Below are 21,555 nucleotides of genomic sequence, written 5' to 3'. Positions count from 1 at the left end.
CAGAGGTTCTTCCCCTGATGCTTATCTTTATTTCAGTTAATGCCACCCTCCTGTTATTCCGAGACAGTGATCATCGTTTCCTTGGGCGGCTCATAATTCTCCAATTGCCGGAAGATGATGCCTTTGGAGCCCAGCATGGCCTCCACCTTCTCCATATCTTTGCGGTAAGGGCGCAGATAGACGATCTCTACAATTCCGCTGTTGGCCAGCATATTGGCACAGGTCCAGCAAGGTTCGTCCGTGACATAGACAGTGCTGCCCTCCCGGTCGCTCCGGTCTGTGAACAGCAGCAGATTCTGCTCGGCGTGAATGGTGCGGATGCAGCGCTGCTTCATCACCATCGTCTCCACACCATTAACCACTTCACGTTCATATTGCTCCGAGACCATGCAGCCTGCTTCTGAGCAATCCGGCACACCCATTGGGGCGCCATTATAGGCTGTGCCCAGCAGCTTCTTGCCCTGTACCAGAACCGCACCGACATGGCGGCGGGAGCAACGCGAACGTGTGGAGACCATGCAGGCAATATCCATGAAGTAAGTATCCCAATTTTTGCGGTAGGCTACAGTCATTAGTTATCTCCACTTTCTCTTTGATAGTTGTTCATTATTGTAGCATATTGCGGCGGTGTTTCACTAGGACATCGGATACGGAAAAACCTGTTTCTTCCGCTTTAACTAGCACAGTCTGCTTAATGAATATCAGACCTGCAATAGCTGCGCCGCCTAGCCTAAAAACCTACCAGCGGTTTCAGCTTTTCCAGCATCTTCGGCCCGATTCCCTTCACCCCGCCCAAATCCGCTAAGCTGCGAAAAGCTCCCTTGCTGCTGCGGTAGTCTATAATCGCCTGAGCCTTCTTCTCCCCAATGCCAGGCAGATTCATCAGGGCAGCAGCATCTGCTGTGTTAACGTTTATTTTGCCTTCTGCGGAAGCCTGCCCTGAAGGTACTGTGCTCCCCGAAGCATCTGCTTCGCTTGTAACTGCTGTGGCTGCTGCGCCGTTCCCTGCTGCTGCTGTTCCGCTGGACCCTGCGGTTCCCGCGTTGCTTTCAATAGATGCTCCCGCAGCTCCAACCCCTGCGGTTCCAGTTGATTCTGCCGCATTGTCCCCTGCCGCTGGCCTACCTCCTGTCACCGTACCTCCAGCCACATCGCCTGTTACCACGGCATCTGCTCTTTCACCCTTATTCTGTTCATCTGTTTGATCCCCAATGCCCTTCTCATCTTTCCCACCAGCGGCTACTGCTGTACCCAGCTCGTCCGCTGTGCCCAGCGCCTGGGCCATACTGGTGTTCAGCGTCTCCCAACCGCCGATGCCCTTATTCTCTTCCCGGTCCGCCGCCCATACCAATCCACCACCAAGCAGGGCAGCAGCGAATACCGAAGCTATTCCTTTTATATTCATATCCTTGTCCTCCTCTAAAAAATAATTTATGGTAAACAACTATCCACCCGTATATTTTCAAAAATACAGTTGAAACCTGTCATTTGTCCAAGACTCCTGCGCATACATTTAACGAAGAGTATTCCTGCAAGGCCATAGCCATACCGAAAGGAGGGTACCCTAGATGAAGGTGGGATTTATCGGAACGGGCAGCATGGGCAGTCTGCTTATAGACGCCTTCCTGTCTTCGGGTGCGCTTGAGCCATGTGATGTGCTGGCCAGCAACCGCAGCCCGAACAGGCTTCTGCAGCTTCAAAAACGCCATCCGGACATCACCATCGGCAGCAACAGGGAAACTGCGGACGGAAGCGATATCGTCTTCCTCTGTGTTAAACCGCTGGAATTCAAATCCCTGACTGATGAAATCTCTTCTAGCCTGCGGAGCGAACAGATAGTTGTATCGATCACCAGCCCAGTGATGCTATACCATCTGGAATCCGCGCTGCCGTCCAAAATAGCCAAAATCATTCCCAGCATCACCCACTGTGCCAAAAGCGGAACTTCACTTTGCATATTCGGCAGCAGGCTCACTAAACAAGATCGGCTCCTGCTGCTGGAACTGCTGTCTTTCATAGGGGTTCCACTGGAAATCCAGGAAAAGCATACCCGGATTGCCTCTGATTTCTCCAGCTGTGGTCCCGCGTTCATCAGTTTTTTTCTTGAGCGGTGGATTGAAGCCGCTGTTGAGGCTACAGGCATAGATGAAGTCCTGCTTGGCCGGCTCGCAGGTGAAATGCTGCTAGGCACAGGTAAACTGCTGACCGAAGGTAACTTCACTCCACAGGAACTGCAGGAACGGGTAGCCGTGCGCGGTGGCATTACAGCGGAAGCACTGAGCCACTTGCGGACCAGTTTGGAAGGGGTTTTTGAGCAGCTGATCCTCACCACACACGATAAATTCGATGAAGATGTCGAAAAGCTGGACACCTTATTCGGTCTGGGTGGCATCGTTCAGGGGCCGCTCGACCGTTAGAATCCCTCCAACCGGCATGGAACCGGCACCCTGCTGCCAAAACCAAGAAAGCCCGCAGCACGGATTACTCCGTTGCTGCGGGCAGAATTGCGTTCTTCGCTTAACCCACTACTATATTGACCAGCTTGCCTGGAACCGCGATGATCTTGCGTACGGTTTTGCCCTCGACGGCTGCCTTCACATTCGGAAGCGACAGCGCATGGTTCTGCATATCATCTTGACCCATATCCTGCGGGATCAGTGCACGCTGTACGATTTTACCATTTACCTGAACAACGATTTCCACTTCAGCATCTACAGTCAACGCTTCATCATAAGCCGGCCAAGCCACATAGCTGATGCTGCCTTCATGACCGAGCAGCTGCCACAGCTCCTCCGCGATATGTGGTGCGAGTGGCGACAGCATCTGTACGAAATGCTCTGCAGCTTCAGCGGACAAGGTCTCCTGCTTGTAAGCATCGTTGATGAAGATCATCAGCTGGCTGATCGCTGTATTGAAGCGCAGGTGCTCGAAGTCCTCCGTGACCTTCTTGAGTGTCTTGTGCCAGGTCCGTTTGAACTCGTCGGTACCGCCATCCGGGGTAATTTTCGCACTGATGCTGCCGTCCTCATTCACGAACAGGCGCCATACGCGGGAGAGGAAGCGGTGAATGCCTTCCACACCTTTTTCATTCCATGGCTTCGTCGCTTCCAGCGGCCCCATGAACATCTCATAGACACGCAGCGTATCCGCGCCATATGCCTCCACAATTTCATCCGGGTTAATGACATTGCCGCGCGACTTGCTCATCTTCTCATTGTTATTCCCCAGGATCATGCCTTGATTCACCAGCTTATGGAACGGTTCCTTGGTATCCACTACACCGATGTCATAGAGAACCTTATGCCAAAAGCGTGCGTACAGCAGATGCAGTACTGCATGCTCGGCTCCGCCGATGTACAGGTCAACGGGCAGCCATTCCTTCTGCTTCTCCGGTGAACACAGCTCCTTGTCATTACGCGGATCGATATAACGCAGGTAGTACCAGCAGCTGCCGGCCCATTGCGGCATGGTGTTCGTCTCACGGCGTGCCTTCATGCCGGTCTCCGGATCTATCGTTTCGACCCACTCCGTCACATTAGCCAGCGGGGATTCTCCTGTGCCTGAAGGGCGGATCGAATCCACTTCCGGCAGCAGCAACGGCAGCTGATCTACAGGGACCGTCTTCATCGTGCCGTCTTCCAGGTGCAGAATCGGAATCGGCTCGCCCCAATAGCGTTGGCGGCTGAACAGCCAGTCGCGCAGGCGGTAGGTTACTTTGCCTTTGCCGCTGCCCTTTTCCTCAAGCCAGGTGATCATCTTCGCAATCGCTTCTTTATTGTCCAGACCATTCAGGAATTCGGAATTCACATGAGGTCCGTCGCCGCTGTAAGCCTCTTCTCCGACATTTCCGCCCTGTACTACTTCAACGATCTTCAGACCAAACTGCTTGGCGAATTCCCAGTCGCGTGTGTCATGTCCCGGCACCGCCATGATGGCTCCCGTTCCATATCCGGCAAGCACATAATCAGCGATCCAGATCGGCACCTGAGCACCATTCACCGGATTAACGGCGTAAGCACCCGTGAAGACACCGGATTTCTCTTTAGCCAGATCCGTACGTTCAAGGTCGCTCTTGCGTGAAGCCTTGTCGCGGTATTCCGATACTGCCGCCTTCTGCTCATCTGTTGTAATAAGATCAACCAGCTTATGCTCCGGTGCCAGTACACAGTAGCTTGCTCCGAACAAAGTATCCGGGCGGGTCGTGAATACCTCCAGACTGGCATCATGACCTTCAATGGCAAAAATCACTTCGGCACCCGTCGACTTGCCAATCCAGTTGCGCTGCATATCCTTGATGCTTTCTTCCCAGTCCAGCTCTTCCAGATCCTCAAGCAGGCGTTCAGCGTACTCCGTAATTTTCAGAATCCACTGGCGCATCGGTCTGCGGACCACAGGATGGCCGCCGCGCTCGCTTTTTCCGTCGATAACCTCTTCGTTTGCCAGAACCGTTCCCAGTGCTTCACACCAGTTGACCGACACCTCTGCCACATAGGCCAAGCCACGGTTGTACAGCTGGATAAAAATCCACTGTGTCCATTTGTAATACTCCGGATCGGTTGTGCTGATCTCGCGGTCCCAGTCATAGGAGAAGCCCAGCGATTTGATCTGCCGGCGAAAATTATCAATGTTCTTCACTGTAATCTCGCGTGGATGCTGTCCGGTATCCATCGCATACTGCTCTGCCGGAAGTCCGAAGGCATCCCAGCCCATCGGGTGCAGCACATTGTAGCCGCGCATCCGTTTGTAGCGGGAGACAATGTCTGTCGCCGTGTAGCCTTCCGGGTGGCCTACATGCAGCCCTGCGCCTGAAGGATACGGGAACATATCCAGTGCGTAGAATTTTGGCTTGTTAACCTCTTCACCTGTCTTGAACGTCTTGTTCTCATCCCAGAACTTCTGCCATTTCGGCTCAATCACCTGGGCGCGGTAGCCTGTGGGGGCTGTTGTGCTTGCTGCTTTGTTGTCGCTCATTGTATGCTCCTCCTTGGAGTGTTGCTTACTTAGTTAAAACTGCTGCGCTTAAAAGAACGCCAGGGAATGAACTCTACTGCAAAAAAGTTTTGGGCTTCCGATCGCTGTTATTCTCTGATTTCTTGATTTGAACCGCACTATGCGGTAGAAATCCGAGAATAGCACATGCTTCCGATGTGAGCTTTCCTTGGGAAAGCTTTCAGGCGAACACTTTGTTTCTACAGCTCCAAAATTTTTTTTCGTTCCGTTTCCCTGTTACTTTTTAAATCCACCCGTTTTGCCTGACGGGCAGCCAAGTCCAAGATCAGCTCAGGATTCGCTGTTCCGCTGGATATGGCCCCAATACCGCAAAAAAACCTCCCATCCCTAGCGTATTATCGCTAGGGACGAGAGGTTTGAATTCCCGTGGTACCACCCTAGTTAGCGGCTGGATATTCTTTACCCTGCCACTCACTTTGACACCCGGTAACGGGGGTGAATCGACGACGGTTCAGGCGCGGTCTTCAAGCCTCTGCTTGCGGACCCTGCGGCTTAACGCCGTTACTCCGAGGTGAGTTCATTCTTCTCCGTTAACCGGCTCGCACCCTGTGCCGGCTCTCTGCAATAACGGTCTCACGAATTAATACTCCTCTTCATCGCACTGCTATGCTTACTGATTATTAATCAGTAATGTTCCCCACATTATATACAAAAGAAGCAGTTAGAGTCAATGATTTCCGCTTGCGGCTGCAGTGAATCAGCAATCTATGAGCGATACGCCCTCATAATTCGGCTTACACCGGCTTCCGACGTATATAATACGCGAGAAAATGCTGAATCACTACTTTGCCGGCCGCGAAAACCGGTACAGCCAGGATCAGACCGATCATTCCAGCCACTTCTCCACCCACCAGCAGCGCAAAAATAATCAGCAGCGGGTGCAGATGCAGCCGTCGTCCCACCACCTGCGGCGAAATGACGTTGCTCTCCAGCATCTGGCAGAGGGTGTTAACCACAGCAACGAGCAGCACGAGGCGAAGCGAGAGGGTCGAAGCCATTACAATCGCAGGTGCTGCACCCAGAAACGGCCCCATATACGGAACAATGTTGAATACCGCCACCACACAAGCAAACAGCAGCGCGTAAGGCATGCCGATAATCGCATAGCCGATGTAGGCCAGTACCCCGATAATCAGACAGACCAAAAACTGGCCACGGATGTAGTTGCCAAGCGCGTCATCAATATCCTTAAGTAGCTTGACCATATACTTGCGGCGCGAGCGTGGCAGACAAGCGACAACGGTCCGTTCGAATACATCGAAATCCTTGAGAATGTAGAACACCAGAAAAGGCACGATAAACGCATTGAACAGCAGACCAATGGTCGAACCAATGTTATCGAGAAAATGGGAGATTCCTGCAGCCAGTCGGTTTTCCAGCTGAAAAAACCAGTTATTCATGCCCATCTCGACACCAGGCGGAATCAATCTGTTATTCATGTTACGCATGAGTCCCTGTGCATGCAGTGTCATCTCCGGCAAATGCTCGTTCAATTCTTCAAGCTGCTCGATGAACATCGGAATCAGATTGATGGCAATAACTGCGAGCGAGGTCAGAAATACGGCATAGATGAGCAACACGGCAACACTGCGCGGCATTTTTCTTCCGGCGAGCATACTCACTACGGGATTCAGCACATACGAGATAATCATAGCTGCCAGGAACGGCGCAAGGATGGCTTTGAGAAAGACGAAAACTCCCATTAACATCGGACGGAGGAGCCAAACGAAATATAATATGATCAGGGCAAGCAGTACTCCGATCATCCGGCGGAACCATTTACTTTGGGACCATTGCTCCATGAATGTACACTCCCTAGCGGTAATTCTGGACTGGCTTCCTAGATAAGTATATGTATACCCGCAGCAAAATAACCGCCGTTTTCTCGTTCTTGCGGCAGCTTCCTTTAGAGATTCTGTGATCTTCGCAAAAAACGCCCAAATCCCCTGCCGCATGTTGCTGCAAGGAGTTTTGGGCGCATTAGGCAATATGTAATTCTGCTCCTGAACCAGTTGTCACTGATTTAAGAAGACGCATGAATCTGCGGGAAATCCTGGGCAATCTCTTCCCCGGAGAACAAATCGTCAAGCGAGCTGAGTGTGCCGTCTTCTTCAACCTGATACACGGACATTTTCTCGCCGTTGACCGTCAGTTCGATGAAGCAGCCCCAGCAATAGAACTGGTGGGAACCGATCTTGCCGATATCCTTGGAGTTGCAGTTTGGACACTTCATATAAAACATTCCACCTATCCGTTAACAATATTAATGGCTTTTTGAAGCCGTTCTTCGCTCATCGCGGGAACCAGTACGGAATTCTCCCCAATGGACATTCCATCAGAACAAGGCAGCCATTTGCGGCCTTCGATCAAATCAGTTACTAACCCGTCACTGATTTCCAGCGCTACTATTGTGTTTCCCAACTTTTGGTCAAAATAAACATCAGATACGCGTCCGAGGATTGTTCCGGATGCCGTAAGCACCTGAAGATCCTTTAATTTATTTTTTCCCAAAAGAAATGTATAGGGTATATGGTCAGTGTCGGCCTTCACAATCGACTCTTTACTGCGGATCATGACAGCATCCTCGCCATAAGCGACGATATCTTCCCATGCCACAACTTTCACATGACTGGAGAAAAAAGTTTTACTTTCCAGTTCAATACCCGTTATATTCCAGTTTGAATCCAGTAAAACGTCGACAATTTTGCCAATTTCGTTACCTTCTTCAACCTCGTATACAGCCAAGCCGATCATTTCTTGAAGTTTCATGGCTGTTTATGTCCCCTTTTACTTTGAGTGTACTTACGGGTTCCCTTAGGTTGAAGAGCACTCAAACTGTAACGGCAACGAGGCTACATTTAGCCTAATCCTTTTTACGCAGTCGGTTCAGGATGGTTTCAACTTTTTGGGCCACGTACTCCATTTCTTCATTAGTATTACCCAAACCTGTGCTAAATCGAATCGCAGAGTTCAAAAGATCCTCCGGAAGCTTCATCGCCTGAAGCACATGCGAGATTTCCAAAGAACCTGAGGTGCAGGCTGAACCGCTCGCGGCAGCAATCCCCTCCATATCAAGGTTCATCAGCAGCACATCGGTTCTTGCTCCGGGAAAGCTCAAATTCAGTATCCCGGGCAAAAATTCCTGCCTGTCACCGTTAATCACGTAGCCCTTCCGCCCGATCCGGCGGTCCAGCTCCTCCAGCAATGCTGTCCGCAGCATAAGTGCCTTATCCCTGCGCTGGTCCAGCCCGGTTACTGCAAGCTCCACTGCCTTGGCAAACCCGGCTGAGTTCGCCAGACTTTCGGTTCCAGCCCGTCTGCCGCGTTCCTGTAGTCCGCCGTGCTGTCTCGGATGCAACGGGGCACCGCGCCGGACATACAACCCGCCGATCCCTTGGGGACCGCCTATTTTGTGGGCACTGAAGCTCATATAATCCACAGGCAGCTCACGTAGAGTAATAGGCAGCATCCCCAGTGCCTGTACAGCATCGACATGGAACAGAATCCCGTGCGCAGCAGCTAATCTGCCAATCTCTTGTATAGGTTCTACAGTTCCTACTTCATTATTCGCGTACATTACGCTGATCAGCACCGTATCTTCGCGCAATGCGGCTTCTACCTCAAGAGCAGATACCCGCCCTTCAGCATCTACTGGCAGATAAGTGACGGTGAAACCCTGCTTCTCCAGTGCTTCGCAGGTATGCAGCACCGCGTGATGCTCAACAGCTGTCGTAATGATATGTTTCCCTTGTTGGGCAGAGGCCGCAGCCGCTCCGAACAGGGCAAGATTATCGCTCTCCGTGCCGCCGCTGGTGAACACCCATTCATCTGGCGCACAGCCCAAAAAGCCCGCGATGGTATCGCGCGCGCCATTGATAATCTTTTTGGCGGAACGTCCGTACGTGTGCACACTGGACGCATTGCCATATTGCTCAAGCAGCATATTATACATGACCTTGGCCACCTCCGGATGAACCGGGGTTGATGCAGCGTGGTCCAAATAGATCGGTTTCATAACGATGATCTCCGCTTCTGGTTATTCAGGATTTTCATACAGGACTACTCGATTATACTGCTGAACCTGGTCTTTTACCACCTGTCAATAAACACAATATTGTAACATTTTAGGAGGGCCAGAACCAATACTTTCAGCTGGGCTTCAGCTTTTTTTCAGCTTTCTTTCCGATATAGTAATGTGGGCTTTTAGGAAAATAGAGGAACATCTACTGAGAGGGGACAGCAAATGTCACTATCCATTAACAACTATTACAATAAGAAGTATTACGAGAACTACGGTCTCACCAGTGGCAACACAACCGCTGCCCGGACACGTTCCTCCTCCATCGGAGAAGTAAAAGGCACAGGCCGTACAGATGCTGCAGATTTCAATGAAATCGCCAAGCTGTTCTTCAATTTGGATGGAACGGATGAAACTGGAGGGGAAGACTTCACGAATAACTATTCCCCAGCCTCGCTGGGCTCCATACAGAGCTCCTTGTACGGCGGCGGGGATATGAAAGCCCAGTTAGCACAAATTCAAATGGGCTTAGGCTCTACCGGTATGGATTCAACCGCTTTGGCAGCTACTGATGAATCCGGCAGCAGCCTGAGCTCATTGCAGAATCTGCTCGGCAGCAATGGTCTCTCCTATTTAAGCGGAGACGCGCTTTCTTCACTCCTTCAATCCGTTTCATCTGATTCTTCTGTGGCCGGTTATAACGGTGTCAATACTTTGAATAGAGCCAATGCATCTACCGGAATTCCTGCAATGCTGCAAGCCATGGGCGGATTCACCCCTGCTTTTGCCTGGGGTCTGAATAGCTTGGACAACTCAGACAGCTCTGATCATGCAGATAATATGGCCCGTACAAACGGGCTAAGCGGGTTAACATCACTGGAGGCGGGTCTGACTTCAGAGGATATGAAGTCCGTACTGGCCCATCTGAAGAGCAGTCTTGAATCGGCTGCAAGCAACAGAAGCACATCTGCGGGCAAATCCAATCCACTGGCCACAGTCCAAACGATGTTGTCCCCGGTGAACTTCTCCAAGGTGACAAACAGTGAACTGTCTAACCTGTTCGGCAAGGTCTTGGGGACGTTGGCTTAAGCAGGATCGGAACAGTTTGCAGAGGGAAAGTGAAGAGTAAAAGAAATTAATAATGATTTCCTCCAGTTGATCAGGAGCCCACTTCCAAAAAAGGCCGTTGCACAGGTTCGAAGCCTCTGCAGCAGCCTTTTTGTGCAGAACCCGCAGCTTATTTCTATAGAGGGTCCAATTCCTTCAATCTGGAAGCAAGCTGTTCCTCGGAAATGACCTCAATGCCACTGCGTCTAAGCAGCGCAGAGGTCACACCCTGGCCGGGAATCTTCAGGCCGGTGAAAGTCCCGTTGTAAATCATGGAGCTGCCGCAGGAAGGGCTGTTCTCCTTAAGAACTACGATTGTCGCCTCAACCCTCCGTGCTTGCTCAAGTGCCTCATAGGCACCTTGAATATACATTCCGGTGACGTCATTTCCGAGCCGGTCTATGACCTTAGCCATTCCGTCAAGCACCGCATCCCCGTCTCCGCCGACCATCTCTGCCGGTTCTCTCGGAGTGGAGAACCCGCCAAGGAGCTCAGGGCAGACGGCAACCGCCTGATTGTTGTCCAGCAGCTTCTGAATGGTCTCATCCAGGCAAGCCGTGCCGTTGTATCTTACTTTCATGCCTGCCAGGCAGGAGCTTACTATAATCATAGGATGCACTCCTTCGCTATTATCCGCATCTTCCTTTATAATGGATGCTGAGAAATACAAAGAGCATAGCATGAGGGCTTCAACACTGTAAACAAGCCCCTGCCATAACTTCATAAATCTGGGGAGGCCACTGCAAGATGTGCGGAAGATATACCATTATGGTAAGCATGGAAGAATTGATGCTCCATTATTTTATCGAGGAAACCACCATTGTCTATTATGCACCGAAATACAATGCAGCCCCCATGCAGAATCTCCCGGCAGTCATTCATGACGGTAAGCAGAACAGACTCGGAGAGCTGCGCTGGGGGCTGGTGCCCTCCTGGTCAAAAGATGACAAGCAAGGCAGCAAAATGATTAATGCGCGCCAGGAGTCGCTTCAGGACAAACCCTCCTTCAGGAACCTGATCAGCTCGCGCCGCTGCATCATTCCGGCAGACGGCTTCTACGAATGGAAACGGCAAGCCGGCAACAAACAGCCGATGCGGATCGTGATGAAGAGCGGTGAGCTTTTCTCTATGGCGGGTCTGTACGATATCTGGATGGATACCAGCGGCAACCGGCTTGGCACCTGCACTATTATTACCACCGGGCCCAACCGTCTGATGGCAGATATTCATGACCGAATGCCGGTGATTCTCAGCCGTGAAGCGGAATCGGAGTGGCTTGACCGTAATAATCATGAGGTTCCGAACCTGATGAAGCTGCTACGGCCCTATGCTGCAGAAGAAATGCGGGCGTATCCGGTATCAGCGGCGGTAGGCAATGTGCGCAATGACTATAAGGCATTGGTTGATGAAGTGAATGAAACGGCAGGATAGAAAAAACAGCATGTTTAGCCCCGCAACGCCAAGGGTATTTAATTACACACTCCGATGAATACCGGTCGCATGGATTGCAGAGTCCCGGTTTACCATCTGGATGAACAATTCGCTGCATCCCCTGACCCTCTCGCAGGAAATGACCTTTATCAAACAAATTTTGAAAAATTCTCTCGGGTAAGTTATCTTGATACTTATCGACTAGCAAATTAGCATGTAAATGTAGCTGATTAATAACAATGAGAATTTTTGTGTTTTACTCGTTGAATTCTTGCCTTGAATGGAGGATGTCATGATTCGCCCGATTCTTAAAGAAACCCATTTTCATGAAGTACCTGAAGAAAACAAGGATTTTTGTACATCTGTCGTGCTAGATATTGGAGTTGAACAAAAATCTGGATCTGATCATTTTTATGCTACTGTAGCAACAGCTAATGGACTTAAAGACTATTTTGCTGATGAAGCCGTAATTGTTATTCGTGGTCTACTTCTTGTTAATTCTTTTGATTTTGATTAAGGCTGAAATCCAAAAAATTTTGGACCGTTGTTCCAAAGCTACTTGGGATGAAATTGCTATTTCATTTAACAGATATTTCCTTCGGGAAATGATGAGATGAAATGAAATTAACAAGATGAGGTGAATCAAACAAGAATAACCCGTCGGGTCCACCGGCTATCTTGATACTTTCCGGGGAATACCCCTCTATATTCCTCTGTAGTCCATTACACGCGCATCCGAAGCGCTCCCTTTAAGCTATGTATCCAATTTGTTCATTATTTTCCATTTGAGGACTTTGCTGTCGTTTGTTAATAGAGAAGCAGCGATGTCCTTTAACTTCAATTCACCACCGCTCTCCAGCCACATCTGCTTTGCCTTATCCCGCTCGGGACTACGTTCTCTGGTCATGCTAATGTCACCACCAAAAAAAATAACGAGCACACCAAATGGTACACTCGTTATTATCATTATTTGACCGTATAGAATAAATCAGTTCTGATTAATTTGCGCTTCTTCTTTGTCTTTAATTACCTTCAGATATTCTCCCCATGCTTCGACATGTTTCTCCTCTCTTATCTCACGCTCCTTAATAACCAGCATCAATAATTCGTTTATTAGATTTAATTTCCTTGTATTCATTGAAAACCCCTTTAATACTTTTAACAAGGCAAGCAAGAGTCCCCCTAAATATAATACAAAAAAAACAATTGCTCCAGATTGACTGACCTCCATAAAATAGTCTTTCATGATATTCACAATAAGTGTAAATATTGCAATGACCATAGTCAGTGTTCCAGTAATTAAAGCAGTCTGTTTATTGTCTTCTACGAGTGTACTTACCTCGGTTTGAATTACTTTTAAATCAGTTAAGCTTTTTAGTAGAAAATTATTTTTACCTTTTTTTAATTTTTTCACGGCTTCCTCGAGATCAGGTTCCTTCTCTAATTCTAAATCCTTAACTATCCTAATGTATTTGTCAGCTGGGGTCTTATTAAACAAACGTACTCACTCCTAATCCATTTGTATCCCTTTCTTTTATGTATCGTCCTGTGAAACCATATACTGAAGATTAAGTGTTAAAACTGCTTGAATCAGATCCTACAGAGGAGGCTATTATTCCCAAAGACATCAGCCAGCACAAAAGCCAGTAGAAAAAAGACAAGTCCTTCCCAAATTTCTTGAGAAGGACTTGTTAAAAGCATTTCTTTAATTATTCAGGTTTGTCCTTACCACCATTATGTGGGCTTTGTTCGTAGTCTTGGCCTACACAGGCCTTAGAACCAGTGAAGCAGCCGGTCTGCAGTGGGGGGACATCGACATGAAGAAAAGAACGATAGATGTAAACAAACAGCTTTAAGGTTCGAGTGTCCAGAACTACTCTTTCATCGCGCTTAAGAACGAACAAAGCGAACGAGTGGTAAGCTTTGGAGACACCGTGGCCATAGCGCTCAAACTATTTAAAGAATGGCAACAAGAAGAAAGCTTATTTAGTGTGCGATGAATAACTAAACGAACCGTTGCGGATAAATTACGGGTAACGTTTCGTGAAAAAGCTTCATATCCCCTTGAACAACGCGGATTTTCTGATATCTGTTAAATGTAAAACATGTAATTATCCGCTTGACTTTCTTCTTTAAAGTTGATCAGGTCGGACAAGGTTGTCGAATCCAGCACATCAGCGATGCTGTCGCGGATGCGCAGCCAGAGGTCGCGCTTCGCCGGGTCGTCCTCTTCAGTGAAATCCACAGGTGAAATAGGTCCTTCCAGCACGCGGATGATATCTCCAGCGGTGATTGTGCCGGATTCACGGGACAAAATATATCCGCCGTAGGCTCCGCGGATACTCTTCACCAGTCCCGCGTTGCGCAGCGGTGCGATCAGCTGCTCCAGGTAATGCTCGGATAGTCCGTTTTTCTCGGCAATGCTCTTAAGGGATGTGGGACCTTCGCCAAATTTCAGGGCGAGCTCCATCATAATGGTTAATCCATAGCGTCCTTTTGTCGATATTTTCAAAGGTGCACCTCTTTCGGTTTAGTTGCTAGCGTTAGTTAATCTAATCGTTGCATCACATGAGAAATGTCATATCAACGTATTCCGATGTTTGCTCTCAGCTTATGTTATCATATCCTTGGACACATTTGGAGCGGAAACCGTAATTTTTTGCAAGAATGTTCGCCAGTGGTGGACAAATTGTCAATTATTCCGTTAGATCTGCTACAATTTGCAGTTGGCTAATGCAGTCTGGGGTAGACAGGTATGTTATAATACACATTGAACCGGGTTCTGCAACCTACCGGTATTTTTTGCATAGAAAATGGTGATTTCGATGACAAAGGCAAATCAGGATACACGTGTCGTTGTCGGCATGTCGGGAGGCGTCGATTCCTCCGTTACGGCACTTCTGCTCAAGCAGCAGGGCTATGACGTCATCGGCATCTTCATGAAGAATTGGGACGATACTGATGAGTTCGGCGTATGCACAGCCGAGACCGACGCCGAGGATGTCCGCCGCGTATGCGAGCAGATTGATATTCCTTACTATACCGTTAATTTCGAGAAGGAATACTTTGATAAAGTCTTTTCCTATTTCCTCGATGAATATAAGGCTGGGCGGACACCCAATCCGGATGTCATGTGCAACCGCGAGATCAAGTTTGGGGAATTCCTCAACAAAGCGCTTCAGCTTGGTGCGGATTATGTTGCCACAGGCCACTACGCACGGGTCATTGAAGAAGACGGCGTCTTCAAGCTGCTGCGCGGCGTGGACAACAACAAGGACCAGACCTATTTCCTGAATGCGCTGAATCAATATCAGCTCTCTAAGGCCATGTTCCCGATCGGACATCTGCCGAAGCCTGAAGTGCGCCGGATTGCCGAGGAAGCCGGTCTCTACACCGCGAAGAAAAAAGACAGCACCGGCGTCTGCTTCATCGGCGAACGCAACTTCCGCGAATTCCTCAGCCAGTACCTGCCGGCTCAATCCGGTGACATGGTGGATATCGCCACCGGCGAAGTCAAAGGCCGGCATGATGGACTCATGTACTATACGCTGGGCCAGCGCCAGGGTCTTGGCATCGGAGGTTCCGGTACAGGAGAACCCTGGTTCGTTGCCGAGAAGGATCTGGAACGCAATGTTCTATATGTGGTTCAAGGAGACAAGCACCACAGTCTGTACTCGACAAGTCTGATAGCTTCCGGTGTGAACTGGATCGAAGCAGGCACACTCGGAACTGCCCCGGTGAAGTGTACCGCGAAGTTCCGCTATCGCCAGCCTGATCAGGGTGTAACCCTGACCGCGCGTGAAGACGGTACGGTACATGTAGCTTTTGATGTGCCGCAAAAGGCGATCACACCAGGACAGGCTGTCGTGTTCTACCTTGGCGAGCAATGCCTGGGCGGTGGGATTATCGAGACTGCCGAGAAAGTCGTGCCGCAGCCGCAAGTGTAATTTTGCCGCATTAATGATATAGCCGTATGCAAAAGAACCTTCAAGACCACAGAACTGTGGGTTGAAGGTTCTTTTGCATGATTTTACATAAAAATGTGCTGGCTCTTCATCCCTCTATCGGGATTCCAATCCAATTATGGCTGGAGCCCCCATACCAATACGCCATTCAAATACAGCGGCACCCGGTTCCAGTCGGTATAGGCTGTTTTGGTTGGATCGTAAGAATAATCTCCTGTCTCATTGTAATTGCTCCAGTCCGTTTTGTTGATCCGCAGCTGAATCTCCCCGGTGTTCGCACCAGGTGCCAGGCTGCCGGCTGCCGAACTGAATGAAATCTCAACGTAATAATCCGCTCCGGCTACAGCAGGAACAAGCTTCACGAAGCTGCCCTGCACATTACCGTTGCCTACCGTAGCATAATCCACATTGAACTGCTGGGCCTTTTCCCCGTCAATGGTGTAATAATAACGAAGCTTGAGTTTGCTGAGATCAACCGCTGTAGTTCCGTTATTGATGATCCGCAGTTGTGGACGGAACTGTGAGTCGCCGGCATTCGTATCCGTTGTGCGGTACTGTACCACCAAATCTCCCACTGTCGGTACAGGCACAGCTGTAGGTTTGGCAGAGACTTCCGGAGAATCCGGGCTGGTCCCCACTTCGTTAGTGGCGCTCACTACATAATAATAGGTTGTATCATTATGCACATTAATATCGCTATAGGTGGCCTGAGTGACAACACTAAGTGTAGTGTAAGGTCCGCCGCTCGTGGTTGACCGCTTAACCGTATAGCTATCTGCACCTGTCACCTTGTTCCAGCTAAGCGCAACCTTTTTGTCGCCGGCTGCTGCCGCTGGTTTGGATGGGGCTTTTGGTATAGTGGGTTCCACATTGCCATTGTTGATCAGACGGTCATATTCGGCATAGGCGGTGGCCATATCCACCTGTGACCAGAACCGGTGATAGGTGAATTCAGGGGCTCCATTCTCCCATGTCTTGGTTACTGGATTGTAGGAGCTGTTATATTTCGATTGCAGATAACTCCACTTCGGATCATTTTTGATGTCCGGAAGTACATCCGTATAGCTTGCATATACTCCATTTCCGCCTTTAGCCGGATCAGAGGCTACGGTAGAACTGCCCGGTATGGTGTTTCCCTGTCCAAAAGTACCCGTCCAGCCCGCAGGGAAATACACTTCTTTGGTGAAGTAGCGGGAATAATCCGCCCGCTTCTCTACTGTAGTGATACCAACCCCGTCATTATAGCTCCATGCTGTATCCAGCAGTGATTTGGCCAGCTGTGAAGCCGTTCCGCCAAGCGCAGTATTGCTGCCATGCTCTGCTTTATTTCCAGCAGCAAAGAACGTGAGTGCTTTGATATAGCTGCCCAGCACGCCTGTATCCTGGCCCGGATTCTTGGTGACGGCCTTCAAATTGCTGTTGCCGCTGAAATTACTGAAGCCGTTCCAGGTATTCGGCTGTCCCTGCCACTCCACATTGCCCGGAATCCAGAACTCACCGGGTGCGGATACAGTAGCCACTTGCGGGTTAGCACCGCCCATAATCCGTTGTCCTTGTTTGTTCAGATAATACCCCTCGGAATCTGTCACCGGACGGCTGCCGGCAAAAGCATAGTCAGTAGACCAGTCGATCCAGTTCTCTACGACGCGTTTGGCCATTTGGAAATTAGCCGAAGTGGTATCTCCGCTGGAAGCCAGAATATAATATAGTTCAGCTACCCGCTCTACACTCCATGCCTGCATTCCGAACCAATTATTGGACGGAGGATCATGGTAGACGGGCGCTTCATCATAGGCCATGCCATAAAATGTGCTTGTACCCGCTGGATAAGCGCTGTATGAGCCCTTATAGCTGTTAGTGGCTCCACCCGCTATTGCCCCTTCGGACGACTGCAGCCAATTGTAGAATTCCAGTTGGCGGGTCAGCGATTTGCTCCAATCCTGTCCCGCCGTTGCTGAAGCCGGGACGAGGCCCCCGGCCGGATCAGAAAGGGCATACGCAGCAACTACGTTCTGGTAGCCCTGATGAGTATGACTGGCGCCAATTCTCCACGCCCAGTTCCCGTTTGCGCCAAGGCCGCCGCCCCATGCGGTATACCAAGCCATCAGATAATGGCTGGCATCCTTGCCGGTTCCGGCTTCCGGCGTACCGTCTGCCGCACTGCCGATCTTTTGAAAATACTTGTCGTACATGCCGTAGCGCAGATAGTCGCCCATTTTTTTGGCTTTGTTCAAATAAAGCGGATTGTTGTAGCCAAGCTCTTTAGCCCAGTACATAGCCTGTACTGCTCGTGCGTCAGCGTCCGTCGCATCGGTGTACCGCCACTGTGCCGAAGGGACATTGCTTTCTTTGGTGAACAGGCTCATGAAGCCTTCATTGGTTTTGCCGAATGATTTGTCATCCTGAGATGGATGCGGGACCGCCTCCCACACGGATTCCTGCTCGCCCCGCTGAAAAGTATTCACATAAGCGGCTGTATGCGAAGGATTCAGTAAATTGCCGAACCCGTACCAGTTGTCCACGTCTACAAGCCAGTGCATCAGATAGGTCTGATTGTTGCCATAGGTAGACTTTAGTTCGGTATCCAGCGGATCTTTACCCGCAGTGTACTTGCCGTTCAGGGGGCTTGGATATTGATCCGGCTGACCGAACTCGGAAGCGTAAGTCGCCGGACTGTTCGGGTTGTAGTTGCTCATTGTCGGCTGTTCCTGCACACCATCGCCTTCATTAACAGGTATGATGTATTTCTCCATGTTGTCCCAGGCAGCCTCCAGCTTGCTCCAGTCCCCGGTATGATAGCCATACAACACCTCAAGCCACATCCAGTAGCTGTAGGCCTCCGAGGTAGTCATATGCCCATAATTGGGCGCTTCGCTGAGCAAGGTCTCTACCGAATGATACGGGACGCCTTCAGCCGAGAAATAGCCGCTTGCCGGGTTTTTCAGTTGGGTGTAAAGTTGCAGGAACCGCGTCTGTTCCACCGAAGCAGCTTTTGCTGTTGCGGGTCTGAAATTAAAGGTACCGGTCATAAGGGTGAGAATCAGGACTGCAGCCATGGCCAAGGAAATAGGTTTCTTGATTGAACTTAGCTTTATCATTTTGGCATGCTCCCTCTCTGGATCAATTTATGGTTCCAATCCCCAAACCAATTTCCCTTCATGGTGAAGCGTGACTTTATCCCAATCTGCGAAGGTCTGCTGGGTTCCGCCATAGGAATAATCGTTGTTTTCATTGTAGGCTGTCCAATCTGCTTTGTTGAAGCGCACCTGGATTTCACCGGTATCCGCGCCTGGAGCAAGATTTCCGGCACCTGCAGCAAAAGAAATCTCCACATAAGAATCTGCCGTCGCGCCAGGAGCAGCCAGCTTCGCAAAGCTGCCGCTTAGATTCCCGCTGCCCACGACAGCGTAGTCACAATGAAATTCCTGAGGCTTGTCTCCGTCAACCGTGTAATAGTAGCGGAGCTTCAGTCCGCTAAGTGCTACCGCCTGGGTTCCTGTATTCACGATCCGGAACTGGCTGCGGATCTGCGAATCCCCGGGACTCGTATCATTCGTGCGGTATTGCACCCGCAGATCTCCCTTGGCAGGTATCGGAGTCTCACGCGGCCGGGCAGAGGCCTGTGAGGATGCTGTACTCTCCCCTACTGTATTTGAAGCGGTTACAACATAATAATAATCCACTCCGTTCACCAGCCCGCTGTCACTGTAGGCTGTTCCTGTTACTGTTCCAATAACCGTATATGGTCCGCCGCTGACCAGTCCACGTTTGATGTTGTACTGTGCTGCGCCGCTAACCGCATTCCAGGTCAACGAAACACTGGCATTTCCTGCGGCTGCCTGCAGTCCAGTTGGACGGCCCGGAACCTTGGGTTCACTGGGATTTCCGCCGGACGGCAGCTCTCCGTAGACCTTAACACCTGCGTCGAACACCGGAATATACGGATTCTTCACAGGAGCGGAGGCACTTGAAGCCACGCCCTGGAAGGAGAAATCATTTGTGTTATCCCAGAAAGACGTGTTCAGTGGAGCACTAATCCGGAACTGGATCTCCTTGTGGTAGGCCGATTGCCCACCAGGATAAACCGGTGTGCCGGTGAAGTCAATTTTCGTGTAATAAATATGATTCGCTTCGTCAAAGGGCAGCAGCGGCGAAACGGTCCCGCCCTGGTTGTAGCCTCCTGCTTTGACCGTGATATCCTCCGGTCCATACCCTGCGGCCTGAGCTTCACTTAGGTCCACATAGTAATTAAATGACATCGAGCTGCTGGAACGTGCCGGCCAGCCGGAACGGTTATTGATCAGCGCCCGGATTTCCACAAAATTGCTGCCGCTCGCATTCACCGAAGTCTCGGCGAACATTTCATCCTCCCGCGTTTCCGCCGGAGGGAAGTTGCTAAGCGGCTGCTGCCCCTGCCCGTGCAAGAGCATCATTTTGGCCAAAGCGCCTGTAAAAGCTGAATTGTAATCCGTCGCAACTTCATTCGAGACATAATCGCCGATCGAATCCGTATAGCTGTCGGTCTTGGAGGGTCCACCCACCAGTGCACCATACAGAACATGGCGGTGGTTGACAGGGGTTGTCTGGCTGTCGCTCCAGGAGCCATGTGAAGTCCGGTGATGCGGATGCTGCGGTGCATTACTGCCGAAGCCGATGACATAGCTGCTGCTGCGCGGATTATCACCCAGCATATAGGTCATCTGCCGCTCGGCAAACGTCCGGGTTGTATTCCGCTTTACCGGATCGGTTACCCAGTCTGCATAGACAAAGGCCAGAAACGCCTGATTTGCCGCATATCGCAGTGCCCCCCACTGGTCCAGATGCGCAAGCCCCCCCGGTGTATAGGCTACACGGTCGGTTGTCCCGTTCACCCCAGTTGTCCAATACTGCATATTCCGTTCAGTAGATTGAATGAACCGGGGATCGCCTGTGATACGCGCGAGCAGCAGCTGTGCACCATAATGCTTGTCATCCCAGGACTGGGTCCACTGATAGCCCCACTGACCGGATTGATTGGTGCCCCACGAGTTGCTGGCGGCTACGGCTTTGTCCAGATAAGTCTGTTCACCAGTCGCCATATAGAGCCAAACTCCACCCCAGCTTAGTTCGTCGGCATAGCCGCTCCAGGAATTGTAATACTGCTTGGCGTCAGTGATACTATCGGAGTATACCCCACGGTACGTATCGGCAAAATTGTACAGCTGCTTCGCATGCAGCAGCAGCTTGTCCGCATATGCCGCATCCGAGTCCCTGAAAATGATTGATGCCGATGCTAAGGCTGCAGCAGTTTCTGCCGCCAGATCCGAGCCGGGATGAGCAGCATCAATCTTGTACGACGGACGCGCCATAGGCATGACCTCCGCCGGCCCCCACCAATTGTGATCCGCCGTACCGTTACCGACCTGTCCCCACAGCTCATTGGGAGCGGTATGCGCTTTCACAAAATAATCTGTTGCCCAGCGGATGTTGCCAAGAATCTCATCCAACTGGCCTGATTGCACATAACCATCCTTGTACTCATAGACTGACCATGCCAGCATGGTGGCTGTGTACGCCATAGGAAACCCGAATTTAACATGGTCTCCCGCATCATACCAGCCTCCGGTCAGATCGTGACCAACATCCGCACCGTCCTGCAGCCCGGAGTCACCTCTCCATTCCACACGGTTATTACCCGGCAGGTCCCCGGATCGCTGAGCTTCATAGAAATAGATAGATTTCTGCAGTGCCTCTGCATAATTGAATCCACTTCCCTCCGCTTTGCTGACTGACGGGTGAAATGCTGCTCCTGAGACCAACGTGCATGATAACATTACACATAATGATAAGATTAGGCCTTGCTTCCGTTTCTTCAGGTTCATCCAAGCCCAGCTCCCTTCTTCTTCCTCATCTTACATGCCTGCTCGATCCCTTTCATCACGGACCAATACCTCCCCAGTGTCCAGACTGTAATCGTGTTCATTCGCCAGATTCATCTCCCACCTCCCACAATCATGTCAGGATATACTCATCCCATATACACAT

General features: G+C 50.4%; 19 protein-coding genes and 1 other annotated feature. Of the genes, 6 read left to right on the top strand and 13 right to left on the bottom strand.

Features of this window, described 5'->3' with window-relative positions; all coding sequences use genetic code 11:
- Positions 1–53 precede the first annotated feature (53 nt).
- Positions 54–572, bottom strand: coding sequence for a deoxycytidylate deaminase (locus A3848_RS18000; protein ID WP_074086294.1), 519 nt, complete (start codon positions 570–572; stop codon positions 54–56).
- A 158-nt stretch (positions 573–730) separates the two neighbouring features.
- Complete coding sequence (locus tag A3848_RS17995; protein ID WP_074086293.1) at positions 731–1,405, bottom strand: ComEA family DNA-binding protein; 675 nt, start codon at positions 1,403–1,405, stop codon at positions 731–733.
- Between the two features lie 163 nt (positions 1,406–1,568).
- Between A3848_RS17995 and comER the strand changes: the two genes are divergently transcribed.
- The gene (gene comER / locus A3848_RS17990; protein WP_074086292.1) at positions 1,569–2,417 is read left to right on the top strand and encodes a late competence protein ComER; all 849 of its coding nucleotides are present in this window, start codon (positions 1,569–1,571) and stop codon (positions 2,415–2,417) included.
- Positions 2,418–2,517: 100 nt separating this feature from the next.
- On the opposite strand, the gene leuS is transcribed toward comER, so the two are convergent.
- The 5 genes from leuS to A3848_RS17965 all read right to left on the bottom strand — a co-directional run bounded on the left by leuS (position 2,518) and on the right by A3848_RS17965 (position 9,025).
- Positions 2,518–4,971: a leucine--tRNA ligase gene (gene leuS, locus A3848_RS17985; RefSeq protein ID WP_074086291.1), complete on the bottom strand. Its 2,454-nt coding sequence runs from the start codon at positions 4,969–4,971 to the stop codon at positions 2,518–2,520.
- A gap of 379 nt (positions 4,972–5,350) precedes the next feature.
- Positions 5,351–5,616: a binding site (T-box leader), on the bottom strand.
- Between the two features lie 128 nt (positions 5,617–5,744).
- Positions 5,745–6,812: an AI-2E family transporter gene (locus A3848_RS17980; RefSeq protein WP_074086290.1), complete on the bottom strand. Its 1,068-nt coding sequence runs from the start codon at positions 6,810–6,812 to the stop codon at positions 5,745–5,747.
- Positions 6,813–7,033: 221 nt separating this feature from the next.
- The gene (locus A3848_RS17975; RefSeq protein ID WP_042179559.1) at positions 7,034–7,243 is read right to left on the bottom strand and encodes a hypothetical protein; all 210 of its coding nucleotides are present in this window, start codon (positions 7,241–7,243) and stop codon (positions 7,034–7,036) included.
- A gap of 14 nt (positions 7,244–7,257) precedes the next feature.
- Entirely contained in the window at positions 7,258–7,779 is a 522-nt protein-coding gene (locus tag A3848_RS17970; protein WP_074086289.1) for a PRC-barrel domain-containing protein, read from the bottom strand.
- Between the two features lie 94 nt (positions 7,780–7,873).
- Positions 7,874–9,025 (bottom strand): cysteine desulfurase family protein, encoded by a 1,152-nt coding sequence (locus tag A3848_RS17965; RefSeq protein WP_074086288.1) that lies wholly within the window; start codon positions 9,023–9,025, stop codon positions 7,874–7,876.
- Between the two features lie 228 nt (positions 9,026–9,253).
- On the opposite strand from A3848_RS17965, the gene A3848_RS17960 reads away from it, so the two are divergent.
- Entirely contained in the window at positions 9,254–10,117 is an 864-nt protein-coding gene (locus tag A3848_RS17960) for a hypothetical protein (RefSeq protein ID WP_074086287.1), read from the top strand.
- Between the two features lie 154 nt (positions 10,118–10,271).
- Here the strand turns inward: A3848_RS17960 and A3848_RS17955 are convergent, their stop codons facing one another.
- Complete coding sequence (locus tag A3848_RS17955) at positions 10,272–10,745, bottom strand: 2-thiouracil desulfurase family protein (protein ID WP_074086286.1); 474 nt, start codon at positions 10,743–10,745, stop codon at positions 10,272–10,274.
- A gap of 137 nt (positions 10,746–10,882) precedes the next feature.
- Between A3848_RS17955 and A3848_RS17950 the strand changes: the two genes are divergently transcribed.
- The gene (locus tag A3848_RS17950) at positions 10,883–11,566 is read left to right on the top strand and encodes an SOS response-associated peptidase (RefSeq protein WP_074086285.1); all 684 of its coding nucleotides are present in this window, start codon (positions 10,883–10,885) and stop codon (positions 11,564–11,566) included.
- A 292-nt stretch (positions 11,567–11,858) separates the two neighbouring features.
- A complete protein-coding gene (locus A3848_RS17945; RefSeq protein ID WP_074086284.1) occupies positions 11,859–12,083 on the top strand; it encodes an Imm8 family immunity protein in 225 nt (74 codons plus the stop codon).
- 237 nt (positions 12,084–12,320) lie between these two features.
- Here the strand turns inward: A3848_RS17945 and A3848_RS17940 are convergent, their stop codons facing one another.
- Both A3848_RS17940 and A3848_RS17935 read right to left on the bottom strand, forming a co-directional pair.
- Positions 12,321–12,473: a phage terminase small subunit-related protein gene (locus A3848_RS17940; protein WP_074086283.1), complete on the bottom strand. Its 153-nt coding sequence runs from the start codon at positions 12,471–12,473 to the stop codon at positions 12,321–12,323.
- An 81-nt stretch (positions 12,474–12,554) separates the two neighbouring features.
- On the bottom strand, positions 12,555–13,064 hold the full coding sequence (locus A3848_RS17935; protein WP_074086282.1) for a hypothetical protein: 510 nt from the start codon (positions 13,062–13,064) through the stop codon (positions 12,555–12,557).
- Positions 13,065–13,302: 238 nt separating this feature from the next.
- On the opposite strand from A3848_RS17935, the gene A3848_RS33450 reads away from it, so the two are divergent.
- Positions 13,303–13,422 carry a tyrosine-type recombinase/integrase gene (locus A3848_RS33450; RefSeq protein WP_074086281.1) on the top strand — a complete coding sequence of 40 codons (120 nt, stop codon included), beginning with the start codon at positions 13,303–13,305 and terminating at the stop codon, positions 13,420–13,422.
- 236 nt (positions 13,423–13,658) lie between these two features.
- On the opposite strand, the gene cymR is transcribed toward A3848_RS33450, so the two are convergent.
- Positions 13,659–14,078, bottom strand: a complete 420-nt coding sequence (gene cymR, locus A3848_RS17925; RefSeq protein WP_074086280.1) for a cysteine metabolism transcriptional regulator CymR — start codon at positions 14,076–14,078, stop codon at positions 13,659–13,661.
- A 313-nt stretch (positions 14,079–14,391) separates the two neighbouring features.
- Between cymR and mnmA the strand changes: the two genes are divergently transcribed.
- Positions 14,392–15,513, top strand: a complete 1,122-nt coding sequence (gene mnmA / locus A3848_RS17920; RefSeq protein ID WP_074086279.1) for a tRNA 2-thiouridine(34) synthase MnmA — start codon at positions 14,392–14,394, stop codon at positions 15,511–15,513.
- Between the two features lie 134 nt (positions 15,514–15,647).
- On the opposite strand, the gene A3848_RS17915 is transcribed toward mnmA, so the two are convergent.
- Both A3848_RS17915 and A3848_RS17910 read right to left on the bottom strand, forming a co-directional pair.
- On the bottom strand, positions 15,648–18,629 hold the full coding sequence (locus A3848_RS17915; protein ID WP_074086278.1) for a glycoside hydrolase family 48 protein: 2,982 nt from the start codon (positions 18,627–18,629) through the stop codon (positions 15,648–15,650).
- Between the two features lie 27 nt (positions 18,630–18,656).
- Entirely contained in the window at positions 18,657–21,344 is a 2,688-nt protein-coding gene (locus tag A3848_RS17910) for a glycoside hydrolase family 9 protein (protein ID WP_256701705.1), read from the bottom strand.
- Positions 21,345–21,555: the final 211 nt, after the last annotated feature.

The organism is Paenibacillus sp. P32E (assembly GCF_001909085.1).
Classification (GTDB): domain Bacteria; phylum Bacillota; class Bacilli; order Paenibacillales; family Paenibacillaceae; genus Paenibacillus_AQ; species Paenibacillus_AQ helianthi.
This window is presented reverse-complemented; position numbering and strand designations above follow the sequence as displayed.

Bases quoted from the DNA above. Each gene is read 5' to 3' on its own strand.
- A3848_RS18000 (WP_074086294.1), bottom strand. From the start codon at position 572: ATGACTGTAGCCTACCGCAAAAATTGGGATACTTACTTCATGGATATT.
- A3848_RS17995 (WP_074086293.1), bottom strand. From the start codon at position 1,405: ATGAATATAAAAGGAATAGCTTCGGTATTCGCTGCTGCCCTGCTTGGT.
- comER (WP_074086292.1), top strand. From the start codon at position 1,569: ATGAAGGTGGGATTTATCGGAACGGGCAGCATGGGCAGTCTGCTTATA.
- leuS (WP_074086291.1), bottom strand. From the start codon at position 4,971: ATGAGCGACAACAAAGCAGCAAGCACAACAGCCCCCACAGGCTACCGC.
- A3848_RS17980 (WP_074086290.1), bottom strand. From the start codon at position 6,812: ATGGAGCAATGGTCCCAAAGTAAATGGTTCCGCCGGATGATCGGAGTA.
- A3848_RS17975 (WP_042179559.1), bottom strand. From the start codon at position 7,243: ATGAAGTGTCCAAACTGCAACTCCAAGGATATCGGCAAGATCGGTTCC.
- A3848_RS17970 (WP_074086289.1), bottom strand. From the start codon at position 7,779: ATGAAACTTCAAGAAATGATCGGCTTGGCTGTATACGAGGTTGAAGAA.
- A3848_RS17965 (WP_074086288.1), bottom strand. From the start codon at position 9,025: ATGAAACCGATCTATTTGGACCACGCTGCATCAACCCCGGTTCATCCG.
- A3848_RS17960 (WP_074086287.1), top strand. From the start codon at position 9,254: ATGTCACTATCCATTAACAACTATTACAATAAGAAGTATTACGAGAAC.
- A3848_RS17955 (WP_074086286.1), bottom strand. From the start codon at position 10,745: ATGATTATAGTAAGCTCCTGCCTGGCAGGCATGAAAGTAAGATACAAC.
- A3848_RS17950 (WP_074086285.1), top strand. From the start codon at position 10,883: ATGTGCGGAAGATATACCATTATGGTAAGCATGGAAGAATTGATGCTC.
- A3848_RS17945 (WP_074086284.1), top strand. From the start codon at position 11,859: ATGATTCGCCCGATTCTTAAAGAAACCCATTTTCATGAAGTACCTGAA.
- A3848_RS17940 (WP_074086283.1), bottom strand. From the start codon at position 12,473: ATGACCAGAGAACGTAGTCCCGAGCGGGATAAGGCAAAGCAGATGTGG.
- A3848_RS33450 (WP_074086281.1), top strand. From the start codon at position 13,303: ATGTGGGCTTTGTTCGTAGTCTTGGCCTACACAGGCCTTAGAACCAGT.
- mnmA (WP_074086279.1), top strand. From the start codon at position 14,392: ATGACAAAGGCAAATCAGGATACACGTGTCGTTGTCGGCATGTCGGGA.
- A3848_RS17915 (WP_074086278.1), bottom strand. From the start codon at position 18,629: ATGATAAAGCTAAGTTCAATCAAGAAACCTATTTCCTTGGCCATGGCT.
- A3848_RS17910 (WP_256701705.1), bottom strand. From the start codon at position 21,344: ATGTTATCATGCACGTTGGTCTCAGGAGCAGCATTTCACCCGTCAGTC.